General features: G+C 63.6%; 19 protein-coding genes. 10 read left to right on the top strand and 9 right to left on the bottom strand.

Annotated features, from left to right (window positions below; all coding sequences use genetic code 11):
- Positions 1–2 precede the first annotated feature (2 nt).
- Positions 3–797 (top strand): DUF2334 domain-containing protein, encoded by a 795-nt coding sequence (locus ACN9M1_RS24220; RefSeq protein ID WP_426399407.1) that lies wholly within the window; start codon positions 3–5, stop codon positions 795–797.
- Positions 798–813: 16 nt separating this feature from the next.
- Here the strand turns inward: ACN9M1_RS24220 and ACN9M1_RS24225 are convergent, their stop codons facing one another.
- The 6 genes from ACN9M1_RS24225 to ACN9M1_RS24250 all read right to left on the bottom strand — a co-directional run bounded on the left by ACN9M1_RS24225 (position 814) and on the right by ACN9M1_RS24250 (position 7,758).
- Positions 814–1,350: a phosphatase PAP2 family protein gene (locus ACN9M1_RS24225; RefSeq protein WP_426399408.1), complete on the bottom strand. Its 537-nt coding sequence runs from the start codon at positions 1,348–1,350 to the stop codon at positions 814–816.
- Positions 1,328–2,500 (bottom strand): glycosyltransferase family 4 protein, encoded by a 1,173-nt coding sequence (locus ACN9M1_RS24230; protein ID WP_426399409.1) that lies wholly within the window; start codon positions 2,498–2,500, stop codon positions 1,328–1,330. The genes ACN9M1_RS24225 and ACN9M1_RS24230 overlap by 23 nt, the downstream gene beginning before the upstream one ends.
- 20 nt (positions 2,501–2,520) lie before the next feature.
- A complete protein-coding gene (locus ACN9M1_RS24235) occupies positions 2,521–2,934 on the bottom strand; it encodes a hypothetical protein (protein WP_426399410.1) in 414 nt (137 codons plus the stop codon).
- A gap of 214 nt (positions 2,935–3,148) precedes the next feature.
- Positions 3,149–4,342, bottom strand: coding sequence for an AI-2E family transporter (locus tag ACN9M1_RS24240; protein WP_426399411.1), 1,194 nt, complete (start codon positions 4,340–4,342; stop codon positions 3,149–3,151).
- 143 nt (positions 4,343–4,485) lie between these two features.
- Positions 4,486–6,783: a PAS domain-containing protein gene (locus tag ACN9M1_RS24245; protein WP_426399412.1), complete on the bottom strand. Its 2,298-nt coding sequence runs from the start codon at positions 6,781–6,783 to the stop codon at positions 4,486–4,488.
- A 192-nt stretch (positions 6,784–6,975) separates the two neighbouring features.
- The gene (locus tag ACN9M1_RS24250) at positions 6,976–7,758 is read right to left on the bottom strand and encodes a DUF4397 domain-containing protein (RefSeq protein ID WP_426399413.1); all 783 of its coding nucleotides are present in this window, start codon (positions 7,756–7,758) and stop codon (positions 6,976–6,978) included.
- A 292-nt stretch (positions 7,759–8,050) separates the two neighbouring features.
- On the opposite strand from ACN9M1_RS24250, the gene ACN9M1_RS24255 reads away from it, so the two are divergent.
- Complete coding sequence (locus tag ACN9M1_RS24255; RefSeq protein ID WP_426399414.1) at positions 8,051–9,328, top strand: integrase; 1,278 nt, start codon at positions 8,051–8,053, stop codon at positions 9,326–9,328.
- A 278-nt stretch (positions 9,329–9,606) separates the two neighbouring features.
- Here the strand turns inward: ACN9M1_RS24255 and ACN9M1_RS24260 are convergent, their stop codons facing one another.
- Positions 9,607–10,911 carry an NCS2 family permease gene (locus ACN9M1_RS24260; protein WP_426399415.1) on the bottom strand — a complete coding sequence of 435 codons (1,305 nt, stop codon included), beginning with the start codon at positions 10,909–10,911 and terminating at the stop codon, positions 9,607–9,609.
- A 1,447-nt stretch (positions 10,912–12,358) separates the two neighbouring features.
- Between ACN9M1_RS24260 and ACN9M1_RS24265 the strand changes: the two genes are divergently transcribed.
- Positions 12,359–13,432, top strand: coding sequence for a replication protein RepA (locus tag ACN9M1_RS24265; RefSeq protein ID WP_426399416.1), 1,074 nt, complete (start codon positions 12,359–12,361; stop codon positions 13,430–13,432).
- Positions 13,433–13,507: 75 nt separating this feature from the next.
- Here ACN9M1_RS24265 and ACN9M1_RS24270 read toward each other — a convergent pair whose 3' ends face one another.
- Positions 13,508–13,711 carry a cold-shock protein gene (locus tag ACN9M1_RS24270; protein WP_199028067.1) on the bottom strand — a complete coding sequence of 68 codons (204 nt, stop codon included), beginning with the start codon at positions 13,709–13,711 and terminating at the stop codon, positions 13,508–13,510.
- Positions 13,712–14,125: 414 nt separating this feature from the next.
- On the opposite strand from ACN9M1_RS24270, the gene ACN9M1_RS24275 reads away from it, so the two are divergent.
- From ACN9M1_RS24275 to ACN9M1_RS24305, 7 genes are all read left to right on the top strand, one after another.
- Entirely contained in the window at positions 14,126–14,794 is a 669-nt protein-coding gene (locus ACN9M1_RS24275) for an AAA family ATPase (protein WP_426399417.1), read from the top strand.
- Positions 14,791–15,798, top strand: coding sequence for a ParB/RepB/Spo0J family partition protein (locus ACN9M1_RS24280; RefSeq protein ID WP_426399418.1), 1,008 nt, complete (start codon positions 14,791–14,793; stop codon positions 15,796–15,798). Before ACN9M1_RS24275 ends, ACN9M1_RS24280 begins: the two co-directional genes overlap by 4 nt.
- 295 nt (positions 15,799–16,093) lie before the next feature.
- Positions 16,094–16,930 carry a DNA-binding protein gene (locus ACN9M1_RS24285; protein WP_426399419.1) on the top strand — a complete coding sequence of 279 codons (837 nt, stop codon included), beginning with the start codon at positions 16,094–16,096 and terminating at the stop codon, positions 16,928–16,930.
- A gap of 249 nt (positions 16,931–17,179) precedes the next feature.
- On the top strand, positions 17,180–18,127 hold the full coding sequence (gene galU / locus ACN9M1_RS24290) for a UTP--glucose-1-phosphate uridylyltransferase GalU (RefSeq protein ID WP_426399420.1): 948 nt from the start codon (positions 17,180–17,182) through the stop codon (positions 18,125–18,127).
- A gap of 258 nt (positions 18,128–18,385) precedes the next feature.
- Complete coding sequence (locus ACN9M1_RS24295) at positions 18,386–19,738, top strand: MFS transporter (RefSeq protein ID WP_426399421.1); 1,353 nt, start codon at positions 18,386–18,388, stop codon at positions 19,736–19,738.
- A gap of 7 nt (positions 19,739–19,745) precedes the next feature.
- Entirely contained in the window at positions 19,746–21,665 is a 1,920-nt protein-coding gene (locus ACN9M1_RS24300; protein WP_426399422.1) for a sensor histidine kinase, read from the top strand.
- Entirely contained in the window at positions 21,658–23,019 is a 1,362-nt protein-coding gene (locus ACN9M1_RS24305) for a sigma-54-dependent transcriptional regulator (protein ID WP_426399423.1), read from the top strand. The genes ACN9M1_RS24300 and ACN9M1_RS24305 overlap by 8 nt, the downstream gene beginning before the upstream one ends.
- Here the strand turns inward: ACN9M1_RS24305 and ACN9M1_RS24310 are convergent.
- A complete protein-coding gene (locus ACN9M1_RS24310; RefSeq protein ID WP_426399424.1) occupies positions 23,016–23,816 on the bottom strand; it encodes a YhfC family intramembrane metalloprotease in 801 nt (266 codons plus the stop codon). The two genes, ACN9M1_RS24305 and ACN9M1_RS24310, sit on opposite strands and share 4 nt — an antisense overlap.
- Positions 23,817–23,846: the final 30 nt, after the last annotated feature.

Consider the following 23,846-nt stretch of genomic DNA (forward strand, 5'->3'; position numbering starts at 1 on the left):
CCATGTCGCGCTACCTCGTCCTCGCCATGCACGATGTCACGCCCGCCACCTGGCCCGCGTGCAAGGTGTTGCTCAACGCGTTGGACGAGGTGTGCCCGGTGCCCAAATCGCTGCTGGTCATTCCCAACTTCTACCGCGGCCCGACGGCGCGCAACAGCGAGCGCTTCTGCCGTGTCATGACCGAGTGCCTGGCCGAAGGCGATGAGCTCGTGCTCCACGGCTATGCGCATCTGGATGATCAGCCGCCGGGTGGCTTCGTCGATCAGCTCATCCGCACGCGCTACACCGCGGGCGAAGGCGAGTTCTCGGCCATTCCACTGGCGGCCGCCCGTCAGCGCATCACCGCCGGTGCGGCGTGGTTTGCCGCCAACGGCTGGCCGCTGCACGGCTTTGTCGCCCCGGCCTGGCTGATGAATGCCGCCACATGGCAAGCGCTGGATGGCTTGCCGCTGCGTTATACGACCACACTGCAACGCTTCTACCTGCTGCACCCGAGGCGCGCGCTCAAGGCGCCATGCCTGACTTACAGCGTGCGCTCGCCCGCGCGTCGGTTGGTGTCGCGTTATTACCTGCGTTGGTTGGCGCACCAGCACGCGCAGGCTCCCCTGCTGCGTCTGGGGTTGCATCCCGCAGATGCCGCTTATCCCGAGGTGATTCGCCACTGGCAGGAACTGCTGGCCACTTGCCTGGAAACGCGGACGCCCGTCACCAAGAACGGCTTCGCACAGGTGCTGGCGCAAGCGTGGATGGGTGGGCCGGAAACGACAATCCCCAGCCAACCGCAAACCTCGTACTGAGCGTCGTACCAAGGCACTAGAAGAGCCACACCGACAACCCGCCGATGAGCATGCCGAGCCCTGCGCCGGCCAGCACGTCGCTCGGGTAATGCAGGCCGAGAATCACGCGCGACAGCGCCACCATCAGCGTGAACGGCGCCAGTGCCAACGCCATGCGCGGGTAGTACGCCGCCATGACGATGCTGAACGACACGGCGTGCAAGGTGTGCCCCGACGGAAAGCTGAACTGGTCGAGCACGCGCCCGCACAGGTGGATTTCTTCACACGACAGATACGGCCGCGGCCGGCACACACCGCGCTTGAGCAGGATGTAGATGACGAGCGAGAGCAGCCCCGTCAGACCCATCTGCTTGGCACATTCCCAACCGGTGTCCCCACCGACCACGGGTAGCGCGGCCATCAGCGCGTACCACAGCATGCCGTCGCCCAAGCGGCTGACGCCACGATAGAAACGCATGACAGAGGCATCGCCGGCAATGTGGTTGAGCGCAACGGCAAGCTGCCGATCACGCTCGCGCCAGCGCTTCCCGTCAGGCCAGGCGTGCGTCGCCATGGTAGGCCTCGCCGGTGGTGGCTGCGTGATGCACAGCCAGGAGTGCCGCTTCAAACCCTTCCAGTACGCGGGGCCAGTCGAGCGCTTGCGCGGTCGCGCGTGCGGCACGGCCCAGGCGCGCGCGCAATACCGCATCTGCAGCGAGCTGCGTGGCGGCGTGCGTGAACGCGGCGGTGTCTCCGACGGGCACCAGGCAGCCGTTCTCGCCATTGCGTACATGCATGCCGGCCGCCGCGGTGTCGAACGCCACCACGGGCAGGCCACTGGCCATCGCCTCCACGACGACATTGCCAAAGGTTTCGGTCAGGCTCGGAAACAGAAAGGCATCTGCCGACGCGTAATGCGCGGCCAGTGCTTCCCCATGCCGCACGCCGGCAAATACGGCGTCAGGACAACGCCGTTGCAGCGCAAGCCGCTGCGGGCCATCGCCCACCATCACCAGCCGCGCATTCGATACACGTGCTCGGATGGCATCGAACGCGGCGAGTGCGACGTCGAGATTTTTCTCCACGGCAAGGCGCCCCACGGTGAGTACGACGGGCGCGTCGTCATGAACGCCCCATTGCGCGCGTAAGGCTTCGCTGCGATAGCGGTGTGCGAATCGGTCTGCATCCACCCCGCGCGTGCTGATGCTCAGGCGTTCAAAACCGAATGCGTGCAGTTGCTGCCGTAGCTCGCGTGTGGGCACAAAGGTGCGATCGGTACGGTTATGAAATGCACGCAGATACGCGCGCACCAAGGTCGCTGCGCCATCCCATGCGTAGTGCCGGCCGTACTCATCAAAGCGGGTGCGGAAATCCGAAGTCACCGGCACACCGAGCCGCCGCGCCGCCTGAATGGCGGACCAGCCGAGGGGCCCTTCCGTGGCCACATGCACAAGGTCAGGAGTGTACGTTTGCCACGCACGTTGCAACCGGCGGCGCGCGGGCAGCCCCATGCGCAGGTCCGGATACAGCGGGATCGGTACGCCGGGCACGCGCAAGGTATCGCTCGTCAGGGCAGGTTGTCCCGCATCAATGGCGCGCTGACGCGGACGCACGAGCATCACGTCATGGCCGCGCGCGCACAGAAACGCCACTGTCCGCGCTGCGGTCAGGGACACGCCATTGAGCTCGGGCGGCCAAGTCTCGGTCACGTAGGCAATGCGCATAGGATGGGCTCAAATGGGGCTCAACGTTTCGGTTCATTGCGCGGATGGGCAGGACGCGCATCCTGACCACGCTTGTCGGCAAGATCGTCCGCGCTGCGGTTTGCAACCTGCCGGTCGCGGTCTTCCTGGTTGGCAGGATGCCGTTCGCGCGCCACGCGCTCTACACCGGGGGTGTTATGCAGATCGGTATCGAGCTGGCCGCTCTCGACATCGCGGGCGGCCTGCTCGATGTCGGCGCGCGGCCCCGAACGCTGGTCTTCGAGCTGTTCGTCACGCGCATGTGGCAACCGCTCTGACGCATCTGGTGCGCCGGTCTCCGGCTTGCCGAGTACGGTATCGACACGCTCGTTGGCGCGCTTGGCACCGCCCGATGTCGCGTCGCGATCGTCGCCCTGGTTTGCACCGCAGACGACGGCACCTCGGTGCGGATTCATGGCGCCCTCCTGCGGACGAACTGAGGATGTCCTGCCAGCCGCAACTGACGTGCCCAGCGCTGTTAGCACACAGCGCCATCGCATCACACGCACGCCGCATCTGCGTTATCAGCCGCTTGCGTAGCGTCCTTGCCAATGCAGCCATCGCACGCGTCGCGTAACGGTTACATGAGCGCTTGTAACGCTTGCTGCGTGGGATGTTCCATGCTGGCGCTCAATGCCGGTGCACACGTTCTGGGCGCCGCGTCGGGCGACCACGCAGCCGATCGAACAGCCGTTGCGACACGCCGGCAGGCGCGTCCGTCGTACCCAGCAGCGCGCCCAGCGGGCGCAGGTGTTCCACGTGGTCACACACCACCTTGATCATCGCCGTCACAGACGTCCCCAGCAGCAGCCCCCACACGCCCCACAACCAACCCCACAGCAATAGCCCGATGTAGACCACGCAGGGGTCCAGCTTGGATGCGCGACTCTGCAACCAGGTCACCAGCAGTGTGCCGATCAGCGTGGCCAGCAGCAGCGTCGTGCCTGCCACGACAAGCGCATCCGACCACGTCCCCATCTGCAGGTACGCGCCGATGCCACTGGCCACCGCAATCACGACTGAACCGAGATACGGCACGAAATGCAGCACGGCGGTGGCCATGCCCCACACCGCGGCGTCTTCCATGCCGAGCCACACAAACGCCACGGCCGTCACAAGGCCGAGCACGATGTTGGTCGCGAACAGCACCAGCAGCGAGTATTGGATCTGCGTGCCGATCACGGCCATCATGCGCACCGCGCGCTTCTTCTCGCTCAACGTACGACCGACCGCGCGCACCCATTTGCGCTTGAGCGCCTGCCCCGAAGCCAGCAGGAAATACACGAGAAACGACACCACCACCAATTGGCCCGCCAATGCGAATAGATTGGCCGAACCGGTCCACACAAACTCGCGCAGCGGCAGCAAGGGGGAATCGGCGGGCGCACCGGGGGCCGTTGCCGAAGCACGTCGGGCAGGCGGAGGGGGAGGCTTGCCCTGTACGCCATCGGTGGCATGTTCCACGGCCGTGGTGACCTTGCGCATCTTCTCGAACGCGCCGCCCAATCGGTCACGCAGGCGATCGACTGATTGGGCCATGCGCTCGGCCGCCACCGGAATGCGCTCGGCCATGGCCGACACGCCATCCTGCATGCCGAAGGCCAGCGCACCGCCGGCCACCCACAGGCCCAGCACCACCACCGCAGCTGCCAACGCGCGCGGCACGTACCAACGCTGCAGACGCACCACCAGCGGGTTCAACGCAAACGCCAGCACCACGCCAAAGGTGAATGGCACGAGAAACACGCGCGCCCACTGCAGAAACACCAGCGTGCCGCCAATCGCCACCAGCACGACCGCCAACCGCCATGCAGGCTGATGCATCCCACCGAGCAGCGGGGCGTGCGATACAGCCTCGTCGACGGACGTTGGGGGGGGCGGGTGGAGTGAAGGCACGTCGGACATGGCAGAGAAAGTGGTGCACCGTCCTCTGCGCAAGCGTCATGCCTTGGCCCTGGTTTGCGCGCCTACCGCACGGTCAGATTGCGTAAGGTGCGCACCAAGTCATAGGGGGAGACCGGCTTCACAAGGTGCTCTTGAAAGCCACTGGCCAGTGCGCGTGCACGATCATCGGGCTGCGCAAACGCAGTCAGCGCGACCGCCGCAATGGGCGCGGCGCCCGTCGGCAAATGGCGCCGTTCCCAGCTGCGAATGTTCTGCAGGATCGCGTAGCCATCTTCATCCGGCAGGGCGATGTCGCACACCAAGGCCTGCGGCCTGGCCTCCACGCCCCCCGCATCGAGCTGCGTCATCGCCTCGCGGCCCGAACCGGCGCTGCCCACCTGCGCACCGACCTGGGTCAGCAGCGTGGCCAGCGCATCGCGCGCGTCCTGCTGATCATCCACCAGCAACACGCGCAAGCCCGCCAGCGAGGGCAGTGGCCCGCTACGCACGGGGTCCTCGGCCAGGGGCGGGGTCAATTCCACTCCGGCATGCAGCGGCAGATAGACGGTGAAGGTGGCGCCTTGCTGGTCGCCATCACTGTGGGCATGGACGCGGCCGCCGTGCAGTTCGGTCAGCCGCTTGACCAGCGCCAGCCCGAGCCCGAGGCCACCGGTGCGCCGTGTGTGCGCGCCATCCGCCTGACGAAACGGATCGAACAGATACGGCTGGAATGCAGGCCCGATGCCACGCCCGTTATCGCGCACCACCACCCGCGCGACCTCGCCCACCAGATCCGCAGACAGCCATACATCACCGCCCGGCGGCGTGAACTTGATGGCGTTGGTCAGCAGGTTCCAGACGATCTGCTCGATGCGATCCGCATCGCCGTCGATCTCATGCATGTCGAGCGCGCTGGACGTATGCAGCGTGATGGCGTGCTCGGCGGCCAGTGCACGCACGCTGTTGAGCGCGCGCTCCAATGCCATGCGCAGCACAAACGGCGCGCGGGTCAGGCGCAACTTACCGCTCATGACGCGCGTCGCGTCGAGGAGGTCTTCAATCAGCCGCACCTGCTGCTCCACGCCGGTCTTGATGCCGGCGAGTGCCCGCTGGACCAGGGGCGGGCCGTCCGCCAGCTGGCTCTCCAGCACATACGTCCAGTTTTGGATGCCATTGAGCGGCGAGCGCAGTTCATGCGACACCACCGCGAGAAACTGGTCACGCGCGAGTGTGGCGGCCTCGGCCTGTGCACGCGCGGCTTGCTCGCGCCGCAACAGCGCATCGCGCTCACGCCCCGCCTCCGTACGTTCGGTCACGTCATAGACGATGAGCAGCGCTGACTCGATCGCGCCAGTGTGGTCGGCTTCCGGAATCACGCGCACGTTGTAGTGCGCCACGCGCGTGCGGCCCTCGCTCACTTCGAGATGCAGGTGGAGCGTTTGCTCGGCGCCCGTGTTGAAGGCCAACCGGGCTGCGGCGTCCAACGGCCCGGTGACGGCAGCCGGCAACGGTGACGCGGCCAGTGCATGCCCCATCACGGCGGCGGGTGTCACGCCAAAGGCGTCGATCACGGCGCGGTTCACATAGACGCAGCGCAAGTCGCGATCGAACCGTGCAATGACATCCGGCGCGTTCTCGATCAGCGTGACGAACTCGCGCTGGTGCCGGAAGCGTTCGCGCTCGGCATCCTTGCGCTCAGTGATGTCCTCCACCACGCACACGATGGCCTGCACGCTTCCGTCGGGCGCATGTTGCGGCGAGTAGGCAGCGTGGACAAAGCGCAGGCCGATATCGCGTGGATACGGCAGCTCCATCTCAAAATCCACGCGCCGGCCAGCGAAGGCCTCGTCCAGATGGGTGAGCACGCGCGCGTAGGCGGCCTCGCCCATCAACTCGCGCAACGGCCGGCCCAGCACGGCATCCAGCGGCAAGCCAAAGCGCTGCGCGTAAGCATGGTTTGCAAAGCGTACGCAATGGGCAGGGTCGATCTGCACCAGGGGAAAGGGCACGCTTTCCGTCAACCATTGCAGCTGGAATTCCGACTCGGTGAGCGCGGCCAGCGTCTGCTGGCGTTGTGTCACGTCTTCGATCATGCCGACAGCGTGGGCAGGCGCACCCTGAATCCCGGGAATCAGGCAGCCACGCTCGCGCACGCGCTGCTCGGCCTGGCCGGCGCCAATCCAGCGGTACTCGAGCACGAAGTCCCGCCCATGCGCCAGGCCGTCCCAGGCGGCACGGAGCGCGGCGTGGTCGTCGGGGTGCACGTGGGCCAGCCACCGCTCACGGTCGCCACACAACGACGACGGCTGCACACCCCAGTTCTGTGTCGCTGCGCTGACGTGCAAGCGTGTTCCCGTCAGGGGATCGTCAATCCAGAACACGTCAAGGCTTCCTTACGCAAGAGATGACACGCGAGGATTACACGCGCTTAGGCGCGTCGTGCGCCAGCGTTGGCCGGCGTACAGATGTACGCGTCGCGCCATGTTGTAGCAGATTTCGTTCCCGACGCCGATCGACAAAAAGAGATGCGGTGCATCAGCACCGCATTCGCAATGCCTTAAACCTTCAGGCCGTTATTGCGACGCCAGTTCCGTGGCAGTCTGCGCCGCACCATTGGCCTGGGCCACCAGCACGCGAATCGCATTCGGCGTGACCGCGCCCGTGCCGCCAGCGGGCAACGTGGTGATCAACCAGTCGGCGTTATTGCCGAGGCTAAATGGCTGCGAGGTAAAGATGACGGTCTTGGTGCCGGCTGTTGTTACGCGGACCTGGTAGGTGCCGCCGTCCACGTAGATCGAATCCTGCGTGCTGGCCGGCGAAGCGCTGCCGTAAGCGGCCCCGCCCATGGTGGGTGATACGGCGGAGAGGTCCGCATTGGGCGCCGTCACGTACACATCTACATTGGGCGCGTTGTATGACGCGTTGAAGGTACGCACGCGTGCCTTATCCGACAGGATCGACTTGTTGTACGGGTCATCGATGATCGCCAGGCTGGTTGCCGAACCTGTGGCACCCACGATGGCCAACCCGGTGTAGCGGTGGCCATTGGCCGGACTGAAGTTAGTCGATGCCAGCGGCGACGTGCTGCCCGCGTTGGACACGGTGGCGACACTCGCCGCGGAATCGATGCCGAAATAGTTGCTGACGTTCTTGAAGCCGACATTGGCAATCTTGACGGTGCCGTTGACACCGAAGTCCACGTTGCCGATGAACGGGTTGACGTGCATCGTGCGGTACTGCGGCGCGCTGGTGCCGATGATCTGGCCGATGTCATCGCTGCCGCCGCCGCACGCGGCAAGCACACCCAATGAACCCAATGCCAGCACGGCAACGATCTTCCTGATCTGACTCTTCATCTTTCACCTCGGAGGAAAGCATCTTGAAAGGGGCCGCACATGCGCGTACCCCTGCACGTTGTCGCCAACATACGGGTGCCCACGACCGCCGCGCGCAGGGTGGCGCGCCGATCAATCCGGCCCCGATCGTCGTGTCGGAGCGCCTCCGACATGCTTGTGCGACGCATCCCTTCGAGCAGGCTGCGTGCCCGGGGCTGTTGAATCGCTGTGCAAACACCATGAATGCGGGGCGCACCAATGCGTCTCGCTATACTTGCGCGATCCGGTTTTTCGCGAGCTTCACGCTTTCCGCATGCCCCAACCGCGCCCGGCAAATACCGCGCCTCCAACCGACAACGCCGCCTCCCAGGCCGGTCGAGAGGCCTGTGCCCTCGAACGCGAGCGCGTGCAGGCGTGGCTCGACGCGCGTGCGTCCGGCGCCCGGGCGGTCAGCGCTTCAACACTGTCGCAATACCGGGTCGAAGCGGAGCGGGTGTGCTGGTATGCGCGCACGTTCGCCAAGCCACTTGCGTCGTGGCAGCGTGAAGATGCGCTCGCCTACCTGCGCTTTTTGCAAGACCCGCCCGGCTGGGCGATCAGTGTGCGCGGCATCGAACGTGACGATGCCAACTGGACGCCGCTGCGCGGGCCGCTGTCGGCACGCTCCGCGCGGCAGAGCAGCGTCATCGCCGCCAATCTGTGCGGGTGGTTGCTGCGCCAGGGTTATCTGCGCTCCAACCCGTTCCTTGACGACGATGCGATCGTCATCGCCGTCCCCACCGTCAGCGTGGCCACGCGCGCCCCACAACCGTTGTCGACACATACAGAAGCAGCGCTGAGCGCAGCCGACATGGCATTGATGGTCGACGCCGTGCAGGCGCGCGTCGCGTTGGGCCGCGAAGCCCGCTTGCGGCAGACGCGCGACCACTTCCTTGCCGTGCTGCTCACGCAGGCCGGTTTGCGCGTGTCGGAACTCGTCGGTGCGCGCATGGGCGACGTGGCATTACATGCCGTACCGAAGGCAGACCATGCAACGGACACCGCGCTGCCGACCTCGGTGTGGTTGCTCTGTGTGGGGGAGGGGCGCGCGCAGCGCTGGCTCCCCTGTGATGCGCTGATGGGCACCTTGCGCGAGTACCGCACCGCATTCGGCTTATCGCCGCTCCCCCTGCCGGGCGAAACCACACCGCTTTTGCTCTCGGTGCGCAAGCGTTCGCCGCAACGCGCAGATGGCAGCATCATCGATTCCCCCGCCCTGCGCCGCGATTTCGGCGAACGCAAGGGCCTAGTGTCACGCTCGCAACTGCTGCTCATCGTCAAAGCCATGCTCGCCGAGGCCGCCGAATACGCCCGCATCATGGGTCAACCCGATGCCGCCAAGCGCTTGGCCAGTGCCTCATTGCGCGGCGTGCGCGCGGCGCATCTGCATGAGCGCCTTGCCGCCGGAGAGCCCGCCGCAGACATCGCGCATGCTCTCGGTCTTGCCGCATTGCCCACCGTTGCCGTGCGCGCTCGCGAGACCGACCTGGCCGCCAGCATCGCCGACGCGGCCCGTAAGTTGGCCACCTCGTTGGCCACCCCGTCGGCCTGACATTCCTCCACACATCGCGCAGAAACGGGTACGCACCACGTGTGCTACCGGCGTTCGCGCGCGCCGTCGAACCCAATGGTTGCCCTGTTCTGTAGAACAGTTACCGCTGACTTTGTCCGCAGAATTGGGTACGCCCCATCTCCAGATCGCCCACGAAGGCACGCAGAAACGGGTACGCTTCGGCCAAAAATCGCACGCAGAAATAGGTACGCTTTTCCCTGGCGACCCCCCCAAAAAAAAAGCGGACCCGAAGGTCCGCGTTGTGTTCAGCGTCGGGCTCAATGCCCGCCTGAAAGATAGAAGAAGCGGAACAGGAACACCGCCGAGATGATCCACACGATGATCGGCACCTCGCGCATGCGGCCCGTGAACAGCTTCAGACCCGAATACGTGATGAAGCCGAAGGCGACGCCGTTGGCGATCGAATACGTGAACGGCATCATCAGCGCCGTCAGCACGGCCGGCACGGCTTCGGTGGTGTCTTCCCAATTCAGGTCGACCAGTTCGCGCAGCATCAGGCAAGACACATACAGCAACGCAGGCGCCGTCGCATAAGCCGGCACCACGCCCGCCAGCGGCGAGAAGAACAGGCACAGCAGGAAGAGCGCCGCCACCGTCAGCGCGGTCAGGCCCGTGCGGCCGCCGGCCTGCACGCCCGAGGCGCTTTCGATGTACGCGGTGGTCGACGACGTGCCCAGCAGCGAGCCCGCCATGATGGCCGTGCTGTCGGCCAGCAGCGCCTTGTTCAGCCGGTCCATCTTGCCTTGCTTGAGCAGGCCCGCGCGGTTGGCCACGCCCATCAGCGTGCCGGTCGCGTCAAACAGCTCGACCAGGAAGAACACCAGCACCACGTTCAGGATGCCCACCGACAGCGCGCCCATGATGTCGAGCTGCAGCAGGGTAGGGGCCAGCGACGGCGGCATCGACACCACGCCGTGGAAGGTGTTGCCCGCAACGAAGAAGCTCGCCGCCGTCACCGCAAGAATGCCGATCAGGATAGCGCCCTTCACACGCAAATGGTCCAGCGCCACGATCAGGAAGAAGCCGATCACCGCCAGGACGACCGAGGGCTGGTGTACATCGCCCAGCGTCACCAGCGTCGCCGGGTTGCCGACGATCAGCCCCGCGCCGCGCAGCGACACGATGCCCAGGAACAGCCCGATGCCCGCCGTGATCGCCACGCGGATCGAATGCGGAATCCCGTTGACGATCATCTCGCGGATGCGGAACACGCTGACCAGCAGGAACAGGCACCCCGAGATAAAGACCGCGCCCAGCGCCGCCTGCCACGAAAAGCCCATGCCCTTGACCACCGCATACGCAAAGTAGGCGTTCAGGCCCATGCCCGGCGCCATCGCGATCGGGTAGTTGGCGTACATCCCCATGATGATCGTGCCGATCGCCGCGGCGATGCAGGTGGCCACGAACACCGCGTCGTGCGGCATGCCCGCGTCGGCCAGGATGTTCGGGTTCACGAAGATGATGTACGCCATCGTCAGGAACGTCGTCAGCCCGGCAAGCACCTCGGTGCGGACGTCGGTCTGGTGTTCCTCCAACTTGAAAAAACGCGTGAGCCAGGTCATGCAGCTTGTCTCCTCTTGTTATGAAGTGCCATCACTGGCCGGCCCGGTGCCGGACCGAGCCCCCCCGATGCACACCCACCATGGGGCGACGTTACTGTTAGCAAGATTCCGGCGTCCACGGGCGCGCGGGTCGAAATACTGTTCATGCGAATGGAATGATGGAAAACGCGCGAGCCAAGCGCCAGGCCAGCGCGCGGGATGCGCATGATGCCCGAAACGCCTAGCACCTGCACGTGCCATGCCCCACCGCTTCAGCATCTTTGCGGACGGGCAATCAGCGCGACACCGTACCCGTTTCTGCGTACGCGCTCTACCAAGCGGCTTCCAAGCCCATTTGCGTACCTATTTCTGCGTCGAGCCGCGCAGAAATGGGTACGCATCGCCTTGGCAGTCGAAAGACACGCACTTCCGGCATGAGCGGTGGGTCGCGTACCCGTTTCTGCGGGCCAAGCGCATAGACGCGTACCCGTTTCTGCGAAGTAGGAGGGCAGCCTCTGTGACAGGCGAGCGAACCTGTTTCTGCGAGACAAGCTATGCGAGCGCGTACCCATTTCTGCGACCGTGCTCGCAGAAACGGGTACGCTCAGTCCGCTATGCCGCCTCGCAAGCCGTTGGCCAATAAGGGTTTTTGCCCGCAGAAACAGGTACGGGGGAGAGCGGGCGCCAGCGCGGGCTCCGTGCTAGGTCCGTCGCCATAGCGAGTTTCAGCGATGAAAGTTTGGATTCCCGGCGTTTACAACAGCGCGGCCCTTTAGACCGCTGAGTTTGTCGGTAAGGATCTCCCCGCAGAAACAGGTACGCCTTGTTCTGGGCTTGATAGCTGTGAAGCGTGTACTTGCTTTCGTAGATAGCCAATATCAGAACGGGCCTTACAAAAACGGGGGGTCTGAAAGCGCGCGCAGATTTGGGTACGCACTGAAACGTAGCTTTCGGAGATGGGCACGCAGAAACAGGTACGCAAGCGCCTGCGAAAAGCCCTTGCACACACAGAAACCGCATGTTTTCACGCAGAATCGGGTACGCAAAGGCGCTGGACGCACGAAAGGCGGCATGTTTTTGCCTGTTTTCTGTGGATAACACTGTGGACAACTGAAGGTTGTCCCCGCAGATTCCGGTACGGGCTTTGCGCAGAAGCGGGTACGGATGCGCGCAGAAGCGGGTACGCCACCACGCAGAATCGGGTTCGCCCGTGCGCAGAATCGGGTACGTTTTGGCCCCCTAAACCCTTTGCTGACAAGGCTTGGCGGGGTGCGTATACGGTTTACCTGTAGTAAACGTAGTAAGTATGTATACCTTGTAGATAGGAAAGGTCTTCCGTGGACAACCCTGCAGGTTGCCCACCGACGCCCTTCCCCGAGCGACGATTAAAAATCAGAAAACGTACCCGATTCTGCGTGACAAGGAGAAGGCGTTTTAGTACAAAGGCTCTGAACAATTCTCGCGCACCATGGTCACCAAACGCCCCACACCCAACGGGAAGCCGGAAGACGACGTACCCGGCCGCATCATCGTCCCTTCGGGGGGCCAAGTCATTGCTGCGCCGGAGAAATTCCAGCGGCTCTTCGATGAAGCGCAGGCAATGGAGCGCGAAGATGCCTGGCAGAGCGGCGAAGTTGGCTTCCTTAGCCGCGCCAGCGTGCAGGTCACCCTCCCCTACCGCGCGCCAAAAGGGTCGCCACCTGTCTGGACGCGGTCCAGCGGCAACATCTCGCTGATGATCCAGCCGGGATACTTCACCCAGCAGCGTTCGGAACGCGCAAGCAACGGCCGTCAGCGCATCGTCTCGGAAACTGTCTCGTTCGGCTATCCCTATGGGTCATATCCGCGCTTGATGTTGGCCTGGATCGGCAAGGAGATCATGGCCAAGAAGAAGCGCGGCGAGTTCCAGGGCACGGTGGAAGACCGCCGCATTTCACTGGGCAACTCGCTGTCGGAGTTCATGTACAACCTCGGTATCCCGATGGCCACCGGGGGCAAGCGGGGCACCATGACGCTGGTGCGCCAACAGATGATTCGGCTGTTCTCGGCCACGATTGCCATCGTGCAGAACAAGTCGGCGCCCAACCAGAACCAGAATCAGGAACCGCTGTCGATTGATCGGATCGGTTATCTGCTCGCGGACCAATTGTCGACGTGGTGGGACCCGATGCAGCCAGGCCAGGGCTCCATGTTCGAGAGCTTCGTGGTGCTGTCTGAGCCGTTCTTCAATGAGCTCGTCAACCGGCCCGTGCCCGTGGATATGCGTGCATTGAAAGCGCTCAAACAGTCGCCGTTTGCGCTCGACGTGTATTCCTGGCTGACCTACCGCTTTTTCACGATCCAAAAGCGTACGGAGATTCCCTGGGAGGCACTGCAGATGCAGTTCGGGACCGAGACGGAGAGTGAACGGAAATTCCGAGCGTTGTTCCGCAAGGCACTGAAGGATGTGCTCGTCGTCTACCCGGATGCCAAGGTGGATGCGGACTCCTCGAAGGCGTTGATCCTGCAGCCATCGCGGACGAGTGTGCGAAAACTGGCCTGACGAAAAATCTGAAGGCAAAAAGAAAGGGGAGCCGAAGCTCCCCTTTTTCATGTCGAGCGTGTCAGCTCAGCATGCTTATTCCGGCTTGATGCCGGAGGCTTGCAGACCCTTCGGGCCTTGCTTCACCTCGAAGGTGACCTTCTGGCCGTCCTTCAGGGTCTTGAAGCCCGAACCCTGAATTTCGGAGAAGTGCGCGAACAGATCTGCGCCGCCGCCGTCCGGAGTGATGAAGCCGAAGCCTTTGGTTTCGTTAAACCATTTGACAGTACCCGTGGCCATGCAAAAATTCCTTTAAAAAACAAAAAACACGTCGTCCAGCCGATCCGGACATCGCACGAAGAGTCCGGCTGATTCCGAATCCTGCGTAGACAAAGTCTTCAGACGACTGTCTAAGCATCATAACCAGTTTGGGACACAGTGTCGATGGGCGGCATTTTTTTGAAATGTCGCTTTTATGCATCCACTGGTAAACACCTAGCAGTTGTGTTGACGATGGTCAGAACGCAGGAAGTTATGCGCTAAAGACCGCATTTAGATCTCAATTTAAGCGTGCTGAACGCGCCCCAATTTCTAACGACCGTGGACCTGCACTCGATCTGTATTTGTATAAATTGAATTCTATCGATCTTGTGTTTCTAAGCTATCTTCCCTAAGATTGCGCTACTGACTTTCAGCGCTGAAAGTGGAGGACCAGTGAGCGCCAAGATCGTAACGGTATTCAACCAGAAAGGCGGCTGTGGCAAGACCACAGTCAGCATGCACATCGCGGGCACCCTCGGTCTACGAGGAAATAGGACTTTGCTGGTCGACATGGACGAACAAGGCACGGCAACCCGATGGGCCGCCCAAGCTCCGGAGGAAAAGCCGTTCCCGGCCTCTGTGATTGGCTTGGCACCTTCAGGCGGCGCGATGCACCGCGAAGTCCGTAAATTTGTGGGGAACTACGATTACATCGTCGTCGACTGCCCACCCGCCGTGCACTCCCCGTCATCTTCCAGTGCTCTATTGATCTCGGATATTGCTTTGATTCCCGTGGTGCCTTCGCCGCCGGATCTCTGGGCGGCCGTTGCCGCAAAGGCGCTTGCCCAACAGGCTCAAGTTACCAATGAAACTTTGCGGATTCGCGTGCTGGCGAACATGGTGCAGCGGCGAGTGTCGCTGGCCAAGCAGGCAATCGAAATTCTTGGTGATGACGGCGATATTCCGTTGATGGAATCGATGATTGGTTCGCGGTCGGCATTCCGGGAGTGTCAGGCGATCGGCGCGACCGTGCACGGGGTACCGGGAGCGCGTGAGGCGGTGAGTGAAGTCGACGTCATGGTCGACGAGTTGTTGCAGTTGTTGGAGGAGGAACGTGTATGAGCGCGAAGTTGAAATCGCTCAAGGATGGGATGCTCGCCGGCATCGCCGCAGAGAAAACAAAAGCGACCCCTGTTGACCGGTTTGCGTTGGCGGAACAGGCCATTACGTCGCACCCTCGTGGTTTGCTTGGGCAACCTGCTGCCCCAACTTTCAGCGCTGAAACTGCAGCGCCGGCGAATACGTCTGAGCGGCGGGTCGTCAAGATTCCGTTGGACCGGCTGCAAGAAAATCCGCTGAACGCACGGCGCATCTATGATCCACAGACCGTGCAGGAGCGTGCGGCGTCTATTGCCACCCATGGCCAGCAGACGCCCGGCCTTGCGGCGCCTGATCCGGCCAGGCCGGGCTGGTACGTTCTGATCGACGGCCACTATCGCAAGCGGGCGCTGGCAGCTGCCGGCAAGGCCGAGATGGACTGCTTCATTGAAGCTGGCCTATCGGACATCGATTTCTACCGCTTGTCGTTTGTCCTCAACGAGCAGCGCTCTGGCCAGTCGGTACTCGACAACGCGATCGCTTGGCGCCAGTTGTTGGACGAAGGAAAAGTTAAAAAAGAAGAAGATATTTGTGAGATTACGGGTGTATCCGCCGGCACCGTCAACAAGACGTTGGCGTTGCTGAAGCTCCCGGAGTCCGTGCTCGAGGTCATGAAAGAGCGGCCAGCTGGCATCGGCATCGCAACCGGCTACGAGTTGACGCTGTACTTCAAGAGTGCGGGCGAGGACCGGACACGCGAACTTGTACATCGGGTGTTGGAGGAGGGCTTATCGAGCCGCGATGTCGAGCAGATCCGGAAAGTCGCCCAGGAAGGGCGTACCCGCAAGGTCAAGGAAGTCAGCCGTCAGTACAAAATCAGGAGCAGTGAGGGTGATCTTCTCGGCACAATCAAGGAGTGGGATTCCGGTCGCGTCATGCTGGACGTCAAGCTGGTGGATCGCGCCGCTCGAGAGTCCTTGGTCGAGGCGCTGAAAAGCCGCTTTGGTTTGGACGTTGCCTTGCTATAGCGACTTCGCCTCCCCCCTGCCGCCACAAACGCCCCTTTTCAGGGGCGTTTTTCTTTGCCTAGCAGCCGATGTTGCTGACTCCACTCCGCTCCTTCCCGTACCCGTTTCTGCGCTGGCGAACCGCGGCAGATGGTCAGGAAGACGGCTGTCAAAGATCTCCCGGGGCGGCAAATGCGCTCCGACAGCTCCTCCAACTATATGAGCACGATAATAAAATAATGATCGTAAATATGAGTACGTTGATGTTTTTAACCCTTCATGTACACTATATGGACATTGTTAAGGGGCGTATTTCGTGGCTCGACCGGGTCTTCAGTTCTCCACTGAGCAGCAACAGCGGATTGTTGAGGCAGTCCGTCGACTCGATGTCGCATTTCCGCATGACAACGCGGTCTTCCTGGATGAACTGATCGACGCAGTTCAGGCCGTGACACGCTGCGTCTACGGCGTTCGGCGGTATGTGCAGTGGCTGGCAGAGGCGGGTGTCGAGCGGCGGCCCAGCAATACGACGATCCAAAAGGCCGTGGATAGGGCGCGCAGGCGAGGCGAGACAGGAGGTGGGCCCACGCCAGAGGCCGTTGAGCCTTGGCCGATCCCATGGGCGCCCGCAGAAACGGGTACGCTTCGGCCCGCGACGGACCAAGCCGCGCGCGAGGAACGGGACCGTGTGGCGTCGCGCGCGATTGGTGCACCGGGTGCGGGCGCCGAATGGATGGAGGCGCGCATCCGTGCGGAAGTGGCGGAACGCGCGCTGGAGCATGAAGCGGCGCGTAACCGTCAATTGCAGGCCGCGATGGCCGATCTGGAGCGGCGCCTCGGCGAGGCGCTTGCCACGGCGCCGGTCATCTCGCCCAGGTTGACGGACACCACCCTTGAGCGGATCGAACAGACGATTGAGACGGTATCGCGCCTCGAGGGCGCTGCCAGCGCCCTGGCTGGCACAGAGCGCTTCCTCCGCCTGCAAAACGACGCGGTGCGGCAGCAGACACAAAACGAAGCGGATCAGCTGCGCCAGCGTATCCGCACGCTAGAGGCGGAAGTCTCGCAATTGCGCGCGCAGATCGATGCCTATCGGCGAGCACCGGAGCGCGCTGCGCCCGTGTCACGAGGCTGGGTCAAGCCCTCGCCCTGATGCACTGTTGGCGTGCGCTTACTGGTTTGGTGTACCGCAGAGCCGGGATGGCGCGTACGCAGAATTGGGTACGCTTTGCCGACTTTCGGCGCTGAAAGTTGAGGTGACGGACTTGCAACCGGTTGTAGAAACGGCGTGATCGGCCACTTGGTCGCCCGCCGCGCTGCCGTAGTACGGCGCCTCAACCGACGCGCTGGCCCCCAGGCATATGAATTGCTCATGACGCTACGTCTCACCGATGGAGTTGTCATGAACGAGAAGATCACCAAGGCCGTGTTTCCCGTGGCGGGGCTCGGTACACGCTTTCTCCCCGCCACCAAGGCCAGCCCGAAAGAGATGCTGCCGATCGTCGACAAGCCGCTAATTCAGTATGCGGTGGAAGAGGCGGCTGCCGCGGGCATCACAGAGATGATCTTTATTACGGGCCGCGCCAAGCGGGCCATCGAAGACCACTTCGATAAGGCGTACGAGCTGGAAAGCGAACTGGCCGCCAAAAACAAGCAGGCGCTGCTCGACATGGTCCAGTCGATCAAACCGCCCGGCGTTGAGTGCTTTTACGTGCGGCAACCCGAGACCCTGGGCCTGGGCCACGCGGTGTTGTGTGCGCAGAAACTGGTACGCGACGAGCCGTTTGCCGTGATCCTGGCGGACGATCTGCTGGACCACGAACCGCCCGTCATGCAGCAGATGACGGAGCTGTACGACCACTACCGTTGCTCCATCGTGGGGGTCGAGACGATCGCGCCGCAGGCGACACGTTCCTATGGTGTGGTGGCGGGCCGCGAGTGGGATGACCGCCTGGTCAAGCTCGACGGCATTGTGGAAAAGCCCGCGCCGGAGACAGCGCCGTCCAACCTGGGTGTGGTGGGCCGCTACATCCTCACGCCGCGCATCTTTGATCATCTGCGCAACCTCACGCCGGGTGCGGGCGGCGAGCTGCAATTGACCGACGCCATTCAGAGCTTGCTGGCCGAAGAGCAAATTCTGGCCTATCGCTATCGTGGGCAGCGGTTCGACTGCGGCAGCAAGTTTGGCTATCTGCAAGCGACCGTTGAGTTTGCGCTACGCCATCCGGAAGTACGTGCTGACTTTGAGGCGTATCTGTATGAGCGCCTTGGCCTGCCGGTTTCACAGGAAACGTCGGCCGATGTGGAGCGGCTTGTGCGCGACGCCATCCCACTCGGTGTGGCTGCTTGACGTTTGCTGACGATTGCATGGCATCGGCCGTGCGGGTTTTCGCACAGCGCGCCCGGCCGATTCTGGAAAACCACACACCTCCGTTGTTTCCCGCCAGTCTGGCGATTTCCCGCAAAGCCTTGTGCTACGGGCCTTTGCGGGAATCTGCTATGCCGGTTTCCCACATGGAATGCTTCTTGAGTATTAGCGGCCACCCATAAACCGGTGGACAGGCCGCACGTTGCGCGCACTGCCGCCGCAACGCAGCAAGGAGACACCATGACTCAGCCCCAGGCTGGCGCGGTCACGGGCGCACATGTGCCCACACACTCGCCCACCCAAGCCCCCGCTAAAGACACCCCGGCAGACGTTCGCCGTCGTCTGCGTTCTATCTTCTCCGGTTCGGTCGGCAACCTGGTCGAGTGGTACGACTGGTATGTGTATTCCGCGTTTGCGCTGTACTTTGCCAAGTCGTTCTTCCCGAAGGGTGACCAGACTGCGCAACTGCTGAACACCGCTGCCGTGTTTGCGGTCGGCTTCTTGGCGCGACCGGTGGGCGGTTGGCTGATGGGTATCTATGCCGATCGCTATGGCCGCAAGCGTGCGTTGTTTTTCTCTGTGGTGCTGATGTGCATGGGCTCGCTCATCATCGCGCTCACGCCGAGCTACGCGACCATCGGCGTCGCCGCGCCGGTGCTGCTGGTGCTGGCGCGCCTGCTGCAAGGGCTGTCGGTCGGCGGAGAGTACGGCACGTCTGCCACTTACCTGAGCGAAGTCGCCAACAAGGAAAACCGCGGCTTCTTCTCAAGCTTCCAATACGTCACGCTCATCGCCGGGCAACTGGTGGCGCTGGCGTTGTTGATCGTGCTGCAGCAGTTCGTGCTCACGCATGAGCAGCTGGAAGCCTGGGGCTGGCGCATTCCGTTCTTCATCGGCGCGCTGTGTGCGCTGATTGCGATGCGCATGCGTTCGCACATGGAAGAAACACAATCCTTTACCGCCGCGAAAGCGAACAAGAAGCGCGGCACGCTGGCCGAATTGGCCAAGCATCCGCGCGCCGTGGCCACTGTGGTCGGCCTCACGCTCGGTGGTACGGTCGCGTTCTACACGTACTCGATCTACATGCAGAAGTTCCTGGCCAACACGGTGGGTCTGTCGAAGGATCAGGCAACGCTGGTGTCCGGCGCGACGCTGCTGCTGTTTGCGATGCTGCAGCCGATCGTGGGTGGGCTGTCTGACCGCATCGGCCGTCGCCCGATCCTGATTGCGTTTGGCGTGCTGGGTACGCTGTTCACAGTACCCATCATGACGGGCATCAGCCAGACCACCAACGTGTGGACGGCGTTCTTCCTGATCATGGCCGCGCTGGTGATCGTCTCGGGCTACACGTCGATCAACGCTGTGGTGAAGGCCGAGCTGTTCCCGGCGGAAGTGCGGGCACTGGGCGTGGGCCTGCCGTATGCGCTCACGGTGTCGATCTTTGGCGGCACGGCCGAGTACATCGCGCTGTGGCTCAAGCAGGCCGGTCACGAGTCGCTGTTCTACTGGTACGTCACGGGGACGATCCTGCTGTCGCTGTTGGTGTACGTGTTCATGCGCGATACTCGCGAGCACTCACGTATCGAACATTGATGCTTTCATGACCTCATCCGACGGCCACGCCGACCTTGCCCAACCTGCACGCGGGCGCGGCTGGCGGCTGGCTGTTGCACTGGCCATGGCCGCGTGCTGCGCGGCGGCAGGGTGGGGCGCCTACGCCATCGCCCTGCAACGCTACGTTGCCACGCGTGCTGAAGAGGCCGGCCAGCGCACCACCTTCTACGCACAAAACCTACGCAGCACGCTGGCGCGGTATGAATCGCTGCCGAGGTTGGCAGCGTTGGAACATGTGCTGCACGTCGCACTGCAAGAGAATCCCCAGGCCGGTGATGCTGTTACGCGTCGCGCGGCCAACGCCTATCTGAAAGAAGTCCAGGCGGCGACCGATCTGGCCGCCGCCCACCTGATCAATACGACCGGCCTGACGATCGCGGCCAGCAACTGGGACCTGCCGACCTCGTTCGTCGGCCAGAACTACGCGTTCCGCCCGTACTTTGTCGAGGCCATGCGCGAAGGGCTCGGCCGTTTCTACGGTGTCGGCAATACCACGGGCGAAACGGGCTACTTCGTGGCCGCGCCGGTGCGTGAAGACAACAAGGCCATCGGCGTGGTGGTGGTGAAGGTCAACCTCGACGCGTTCGAGGCCACGCTGTCACGCAGCGGCGATACGGTGCTGCTGGTTGATCGCCATGGCGTAATCTTCCTGAGTTCGGTGCCCGCGTTGAAATACCGCACGCTCGGTACGTTGAGCCCCGAACAGCAAACCGCCCTGGATGCGACGCGCCAATACGCGCCGCACACCCTCACGCCGCTCGGCATGGAGGACGGAAGCGCCGGGAGCGTACCCTTTTCTGCGGACCATCCGCCCGAGACCGTACGCGTGGCGCTGCACGGAAAATCGGCATCGACGCTGCGCGTGCAGTACCGGCCGGTGGGGTTGCTCGGCTGGCAAGTTGCCGTGCTGATCGACCCGCGCGACGAGCAGCGCACCGCCCTGGTGGCTGGTGCCAGCGCCGCATTTGCGATGGCGCTGGCCTTCGCGGTGCTCGTGGCGTTGCGCCTACGCACTCGCCGTCGTGAAGAGCAACGCCGTGCACGCGACGCCTTGCGCGAAGTCCAGCGCGATCTGGAGGCGCGCATCGCCCAGCGCACCGCCGAGTTGACCTCCGCCAACACCGCACTCGCCGGCAAGGTGGAAGCGCTCGACGCCGCGCAGCGCATCCTGCGCGAGACGCGCGACGCCGCCGTGCAGGCCGGCAAGCTCGCGGTGCTTGGCCAGATGGCCGCTGGCATCACGCACGAATTGAACCAACCACTCACCGCGCTGACCACGCTGTCTGACAATGCCAACCAGCTCGCCGAGCGTGGCCGCATCGACGAGGTACGCGGCAACCTCACGCACATCAGCCAGCTGGCGGAGCGCATGGGCCGCATCGTCTCGCATATCAAGGCGTTCTCGCGCAAGGGTGATGCTGCGCGCGCGGCCGTCTCGGTGGACGAGGCCATCCGCCAGGCGCTGATGCTGGTCGAGACGCGCCGCCGCCAAGTGGGCGTGACAGTAACGGCACCGCCGGTGCAAGCGAATCTCGCTGTGTGGGCCAACGCGGTGCGGTTGGAGCAGGTGCTCGTCAACCTGATCCGCAATGCCATTGACGCCACCACCGAGGCGCCAAAACGCGAATCCGCCACCGTACATGTGGGCGTCGAGCCTATCGAGAATTGGGTACGCATTACCGTGCGTGACTTCGGCCCCGGCATTCCTGCCGATGTACTGCCGCGCCTCTTCGAGCCTTTCTTCACCACCAAGGACGACGGCCTGGGGCTCGGCCTCGGGCTGGCGATTTCGCTGGCGATCATTGAAGATTTTGGCGGCCGGCTCATCGGCCGCAACGCGCAGGATGGCGCTGGCGGCGCAGAATTCGTCATCGAACTGGAACGCGTCGTAAAACCGCATGCCTGAAAACGTTTCTCCCGACCTCGCCGCCCTGGACCACGCGCCTGTCTTCCTGATCGAAGACGACGACGTGGTGCGCCTGGGCTGCGAGCAAGCACTCACGCTGGCGGATGTGCCGGTGCAGTCTTTCGCCGATGCAGAAAGCGCGTTGGCGGCGCTTGCCACGCAAACACCCGCCGTCGTCGTCACCGACGTGCGTCTGCCCGGCCGCGACGGCTTGGCGGTGTTGCGCGAGATGCTGCAGCACGATCGCCAGTTGCCCGTCATCCTCATCACCGGCCATGGCGATGTGACGATGGCCGTGGCGGCCATGCGTGCCGGCGCCTACGACTTCATGGAGAAGCCGTTTCACTCCGAGCGCCTGGTCGACGTGGTGCGGCGCGCGCTGGAAAAGCGCCGGCTCACTTCCGAAAACCTGCGCTTGCGCGAGGCCTTGCAGGGCAGGCAGGCGTACCCATTAATCGGCCAGAGCGCGGCCATGCAGAACGTGCGCCGGCTTGTCGCTGCGCTGGCGCCCACCGATGCCGACATCCTCGTCATGGGCGAGACCGGCTCGGGTAAGGAAGTACTCGCGCGCGCCATCCACGAAGGCAGCCGGCGGCGCGGGCCGTTCGTGGCGCTCAATTGCGCGGCATTACCGGAATCCGTGTTCGAGAGCGAGATGTTCGGCCACGAGTCGGGCGCTTTCACAGGCGCCAACCGCCGCCGCATCGGCAAGATGGAATACGCTGATGGCGGCACGCTGTTCCTCGACGAAATCGAATCAATGCCGCTAGCGCTGCAGGCCAAGCTGCTGCGAGCACTGCAGGAGCGCAGTATCGAACGGCTGGGCAGCAACACGAGCGTGCCGGTGGATTGCCGCGTGGTGGCGGCTGCCAAGGTGGACCTGAAAGAGGCGTCCGACCACGGCCAGTTCCGCGCGGACCTGTACTACCGGCTGAACGTCGTGTCGATTGCGTTGCCGCCACTGCGCCAGCGCGCCGAAGACATCCCACTGCTGATGGCGTATTTCCTGCAACAGGCGGCGGTGCGTTACGAGCGTGCGGCGCCGGACTGGTCCGCACAGGACATGATGCGCTGGCAGCACCACGACTGGCCCGGCAACGTGCGCGAGTTGAAGAACGTGGCCGAGCGCTTCTGCCTCGGCTTGGACGATGGCTTGGTCGCGTCCGAGGCGAGCCAGCACTCACTGGCCGGCCGCATGATGGCCGTCGAGCGCACCACCATCGAAGAGGCATTGCGTGCCACCGAGGGCAACGTCGCACGCGCCGCCGATCTGCTGGCCGTGCCGCGCAAGACGCTGTACGACAAGCTCAATCGGCACGGCATCGAGCCAGAGCGCTTCCGCGCTAATCACTAACGCAGCGACGATTCGCCGATCTTTCTACCGCCCTGCGGGGGCCAGCACGTGGCCGCCAGCAAGACAGCGATGACAGCGTAGATGGCTTCGGTCACCGCCAGCGGCATCGCGTGCACTTGGTACAGCGCGGCGGGCAGATCGGCCAGCGCATGCAGCAGCACGGCCAGCACCACCAAGGCGAAGCGCCGTTGGCGTACCGCGTGCCATACCACCAGCGTCAGCGTGAACTGAACCAGCATCGCGGCCAGGCGCTCCACGACCGCGCCGGTGGCCAGCCACGGGGAGAGCTCCGCGAGCATCGCGTGGATCGTGCTGGTCATGGCTTCGGCGCCGCTGGCGGCTAGGCGCGCATCCAGCTCGCCGCGGTTGGCGGCCACGCCAAACATCACCATCTGCGCCTGCGAAGTCGCGCCGATCAGCCACGCTTCGATGCCGGCGTGCCCGAGCGCGTAGGCCACCGGCGTGGCCGCATCCCCGGGTTTGCGTGTGAGAAAGCGCAAGCCCAGCCAGCGGCCCGTTTCCTCAAACAGTCCTGCCATCAGCGCGCCATAGACCACGTACAGCGCGGGCGCGCGCAGCCATTGCGCCGTCACCGGATTGACCTGCAGCAGATACAGGTGCAGTGCGCGTTCCAGCACCAGTGCAAACACGATGAACACCGCCGCGCCTACGCCGATGTCGCGCCACGCCAGCGTAAAGCGGCGGCGCAGCCACAGCCAGGCGGCGATCGGTGTACAGGCGATCAGCAAGGCAGCAAGCGCGTGGGCGGTCAGGGCAGATACGGAAACCGTTGGCATGGGCGAGTGTGATGTAGATCAGATCGCCCG

This window comes from Ralstonia sp. R-29 (assembly GCF_049913345.1).
GTDB lineage: Bacteria > Pseudomonadota > Gammaproteobacteria > Burkholderiales > Burkholderiaceae > Ralstonia.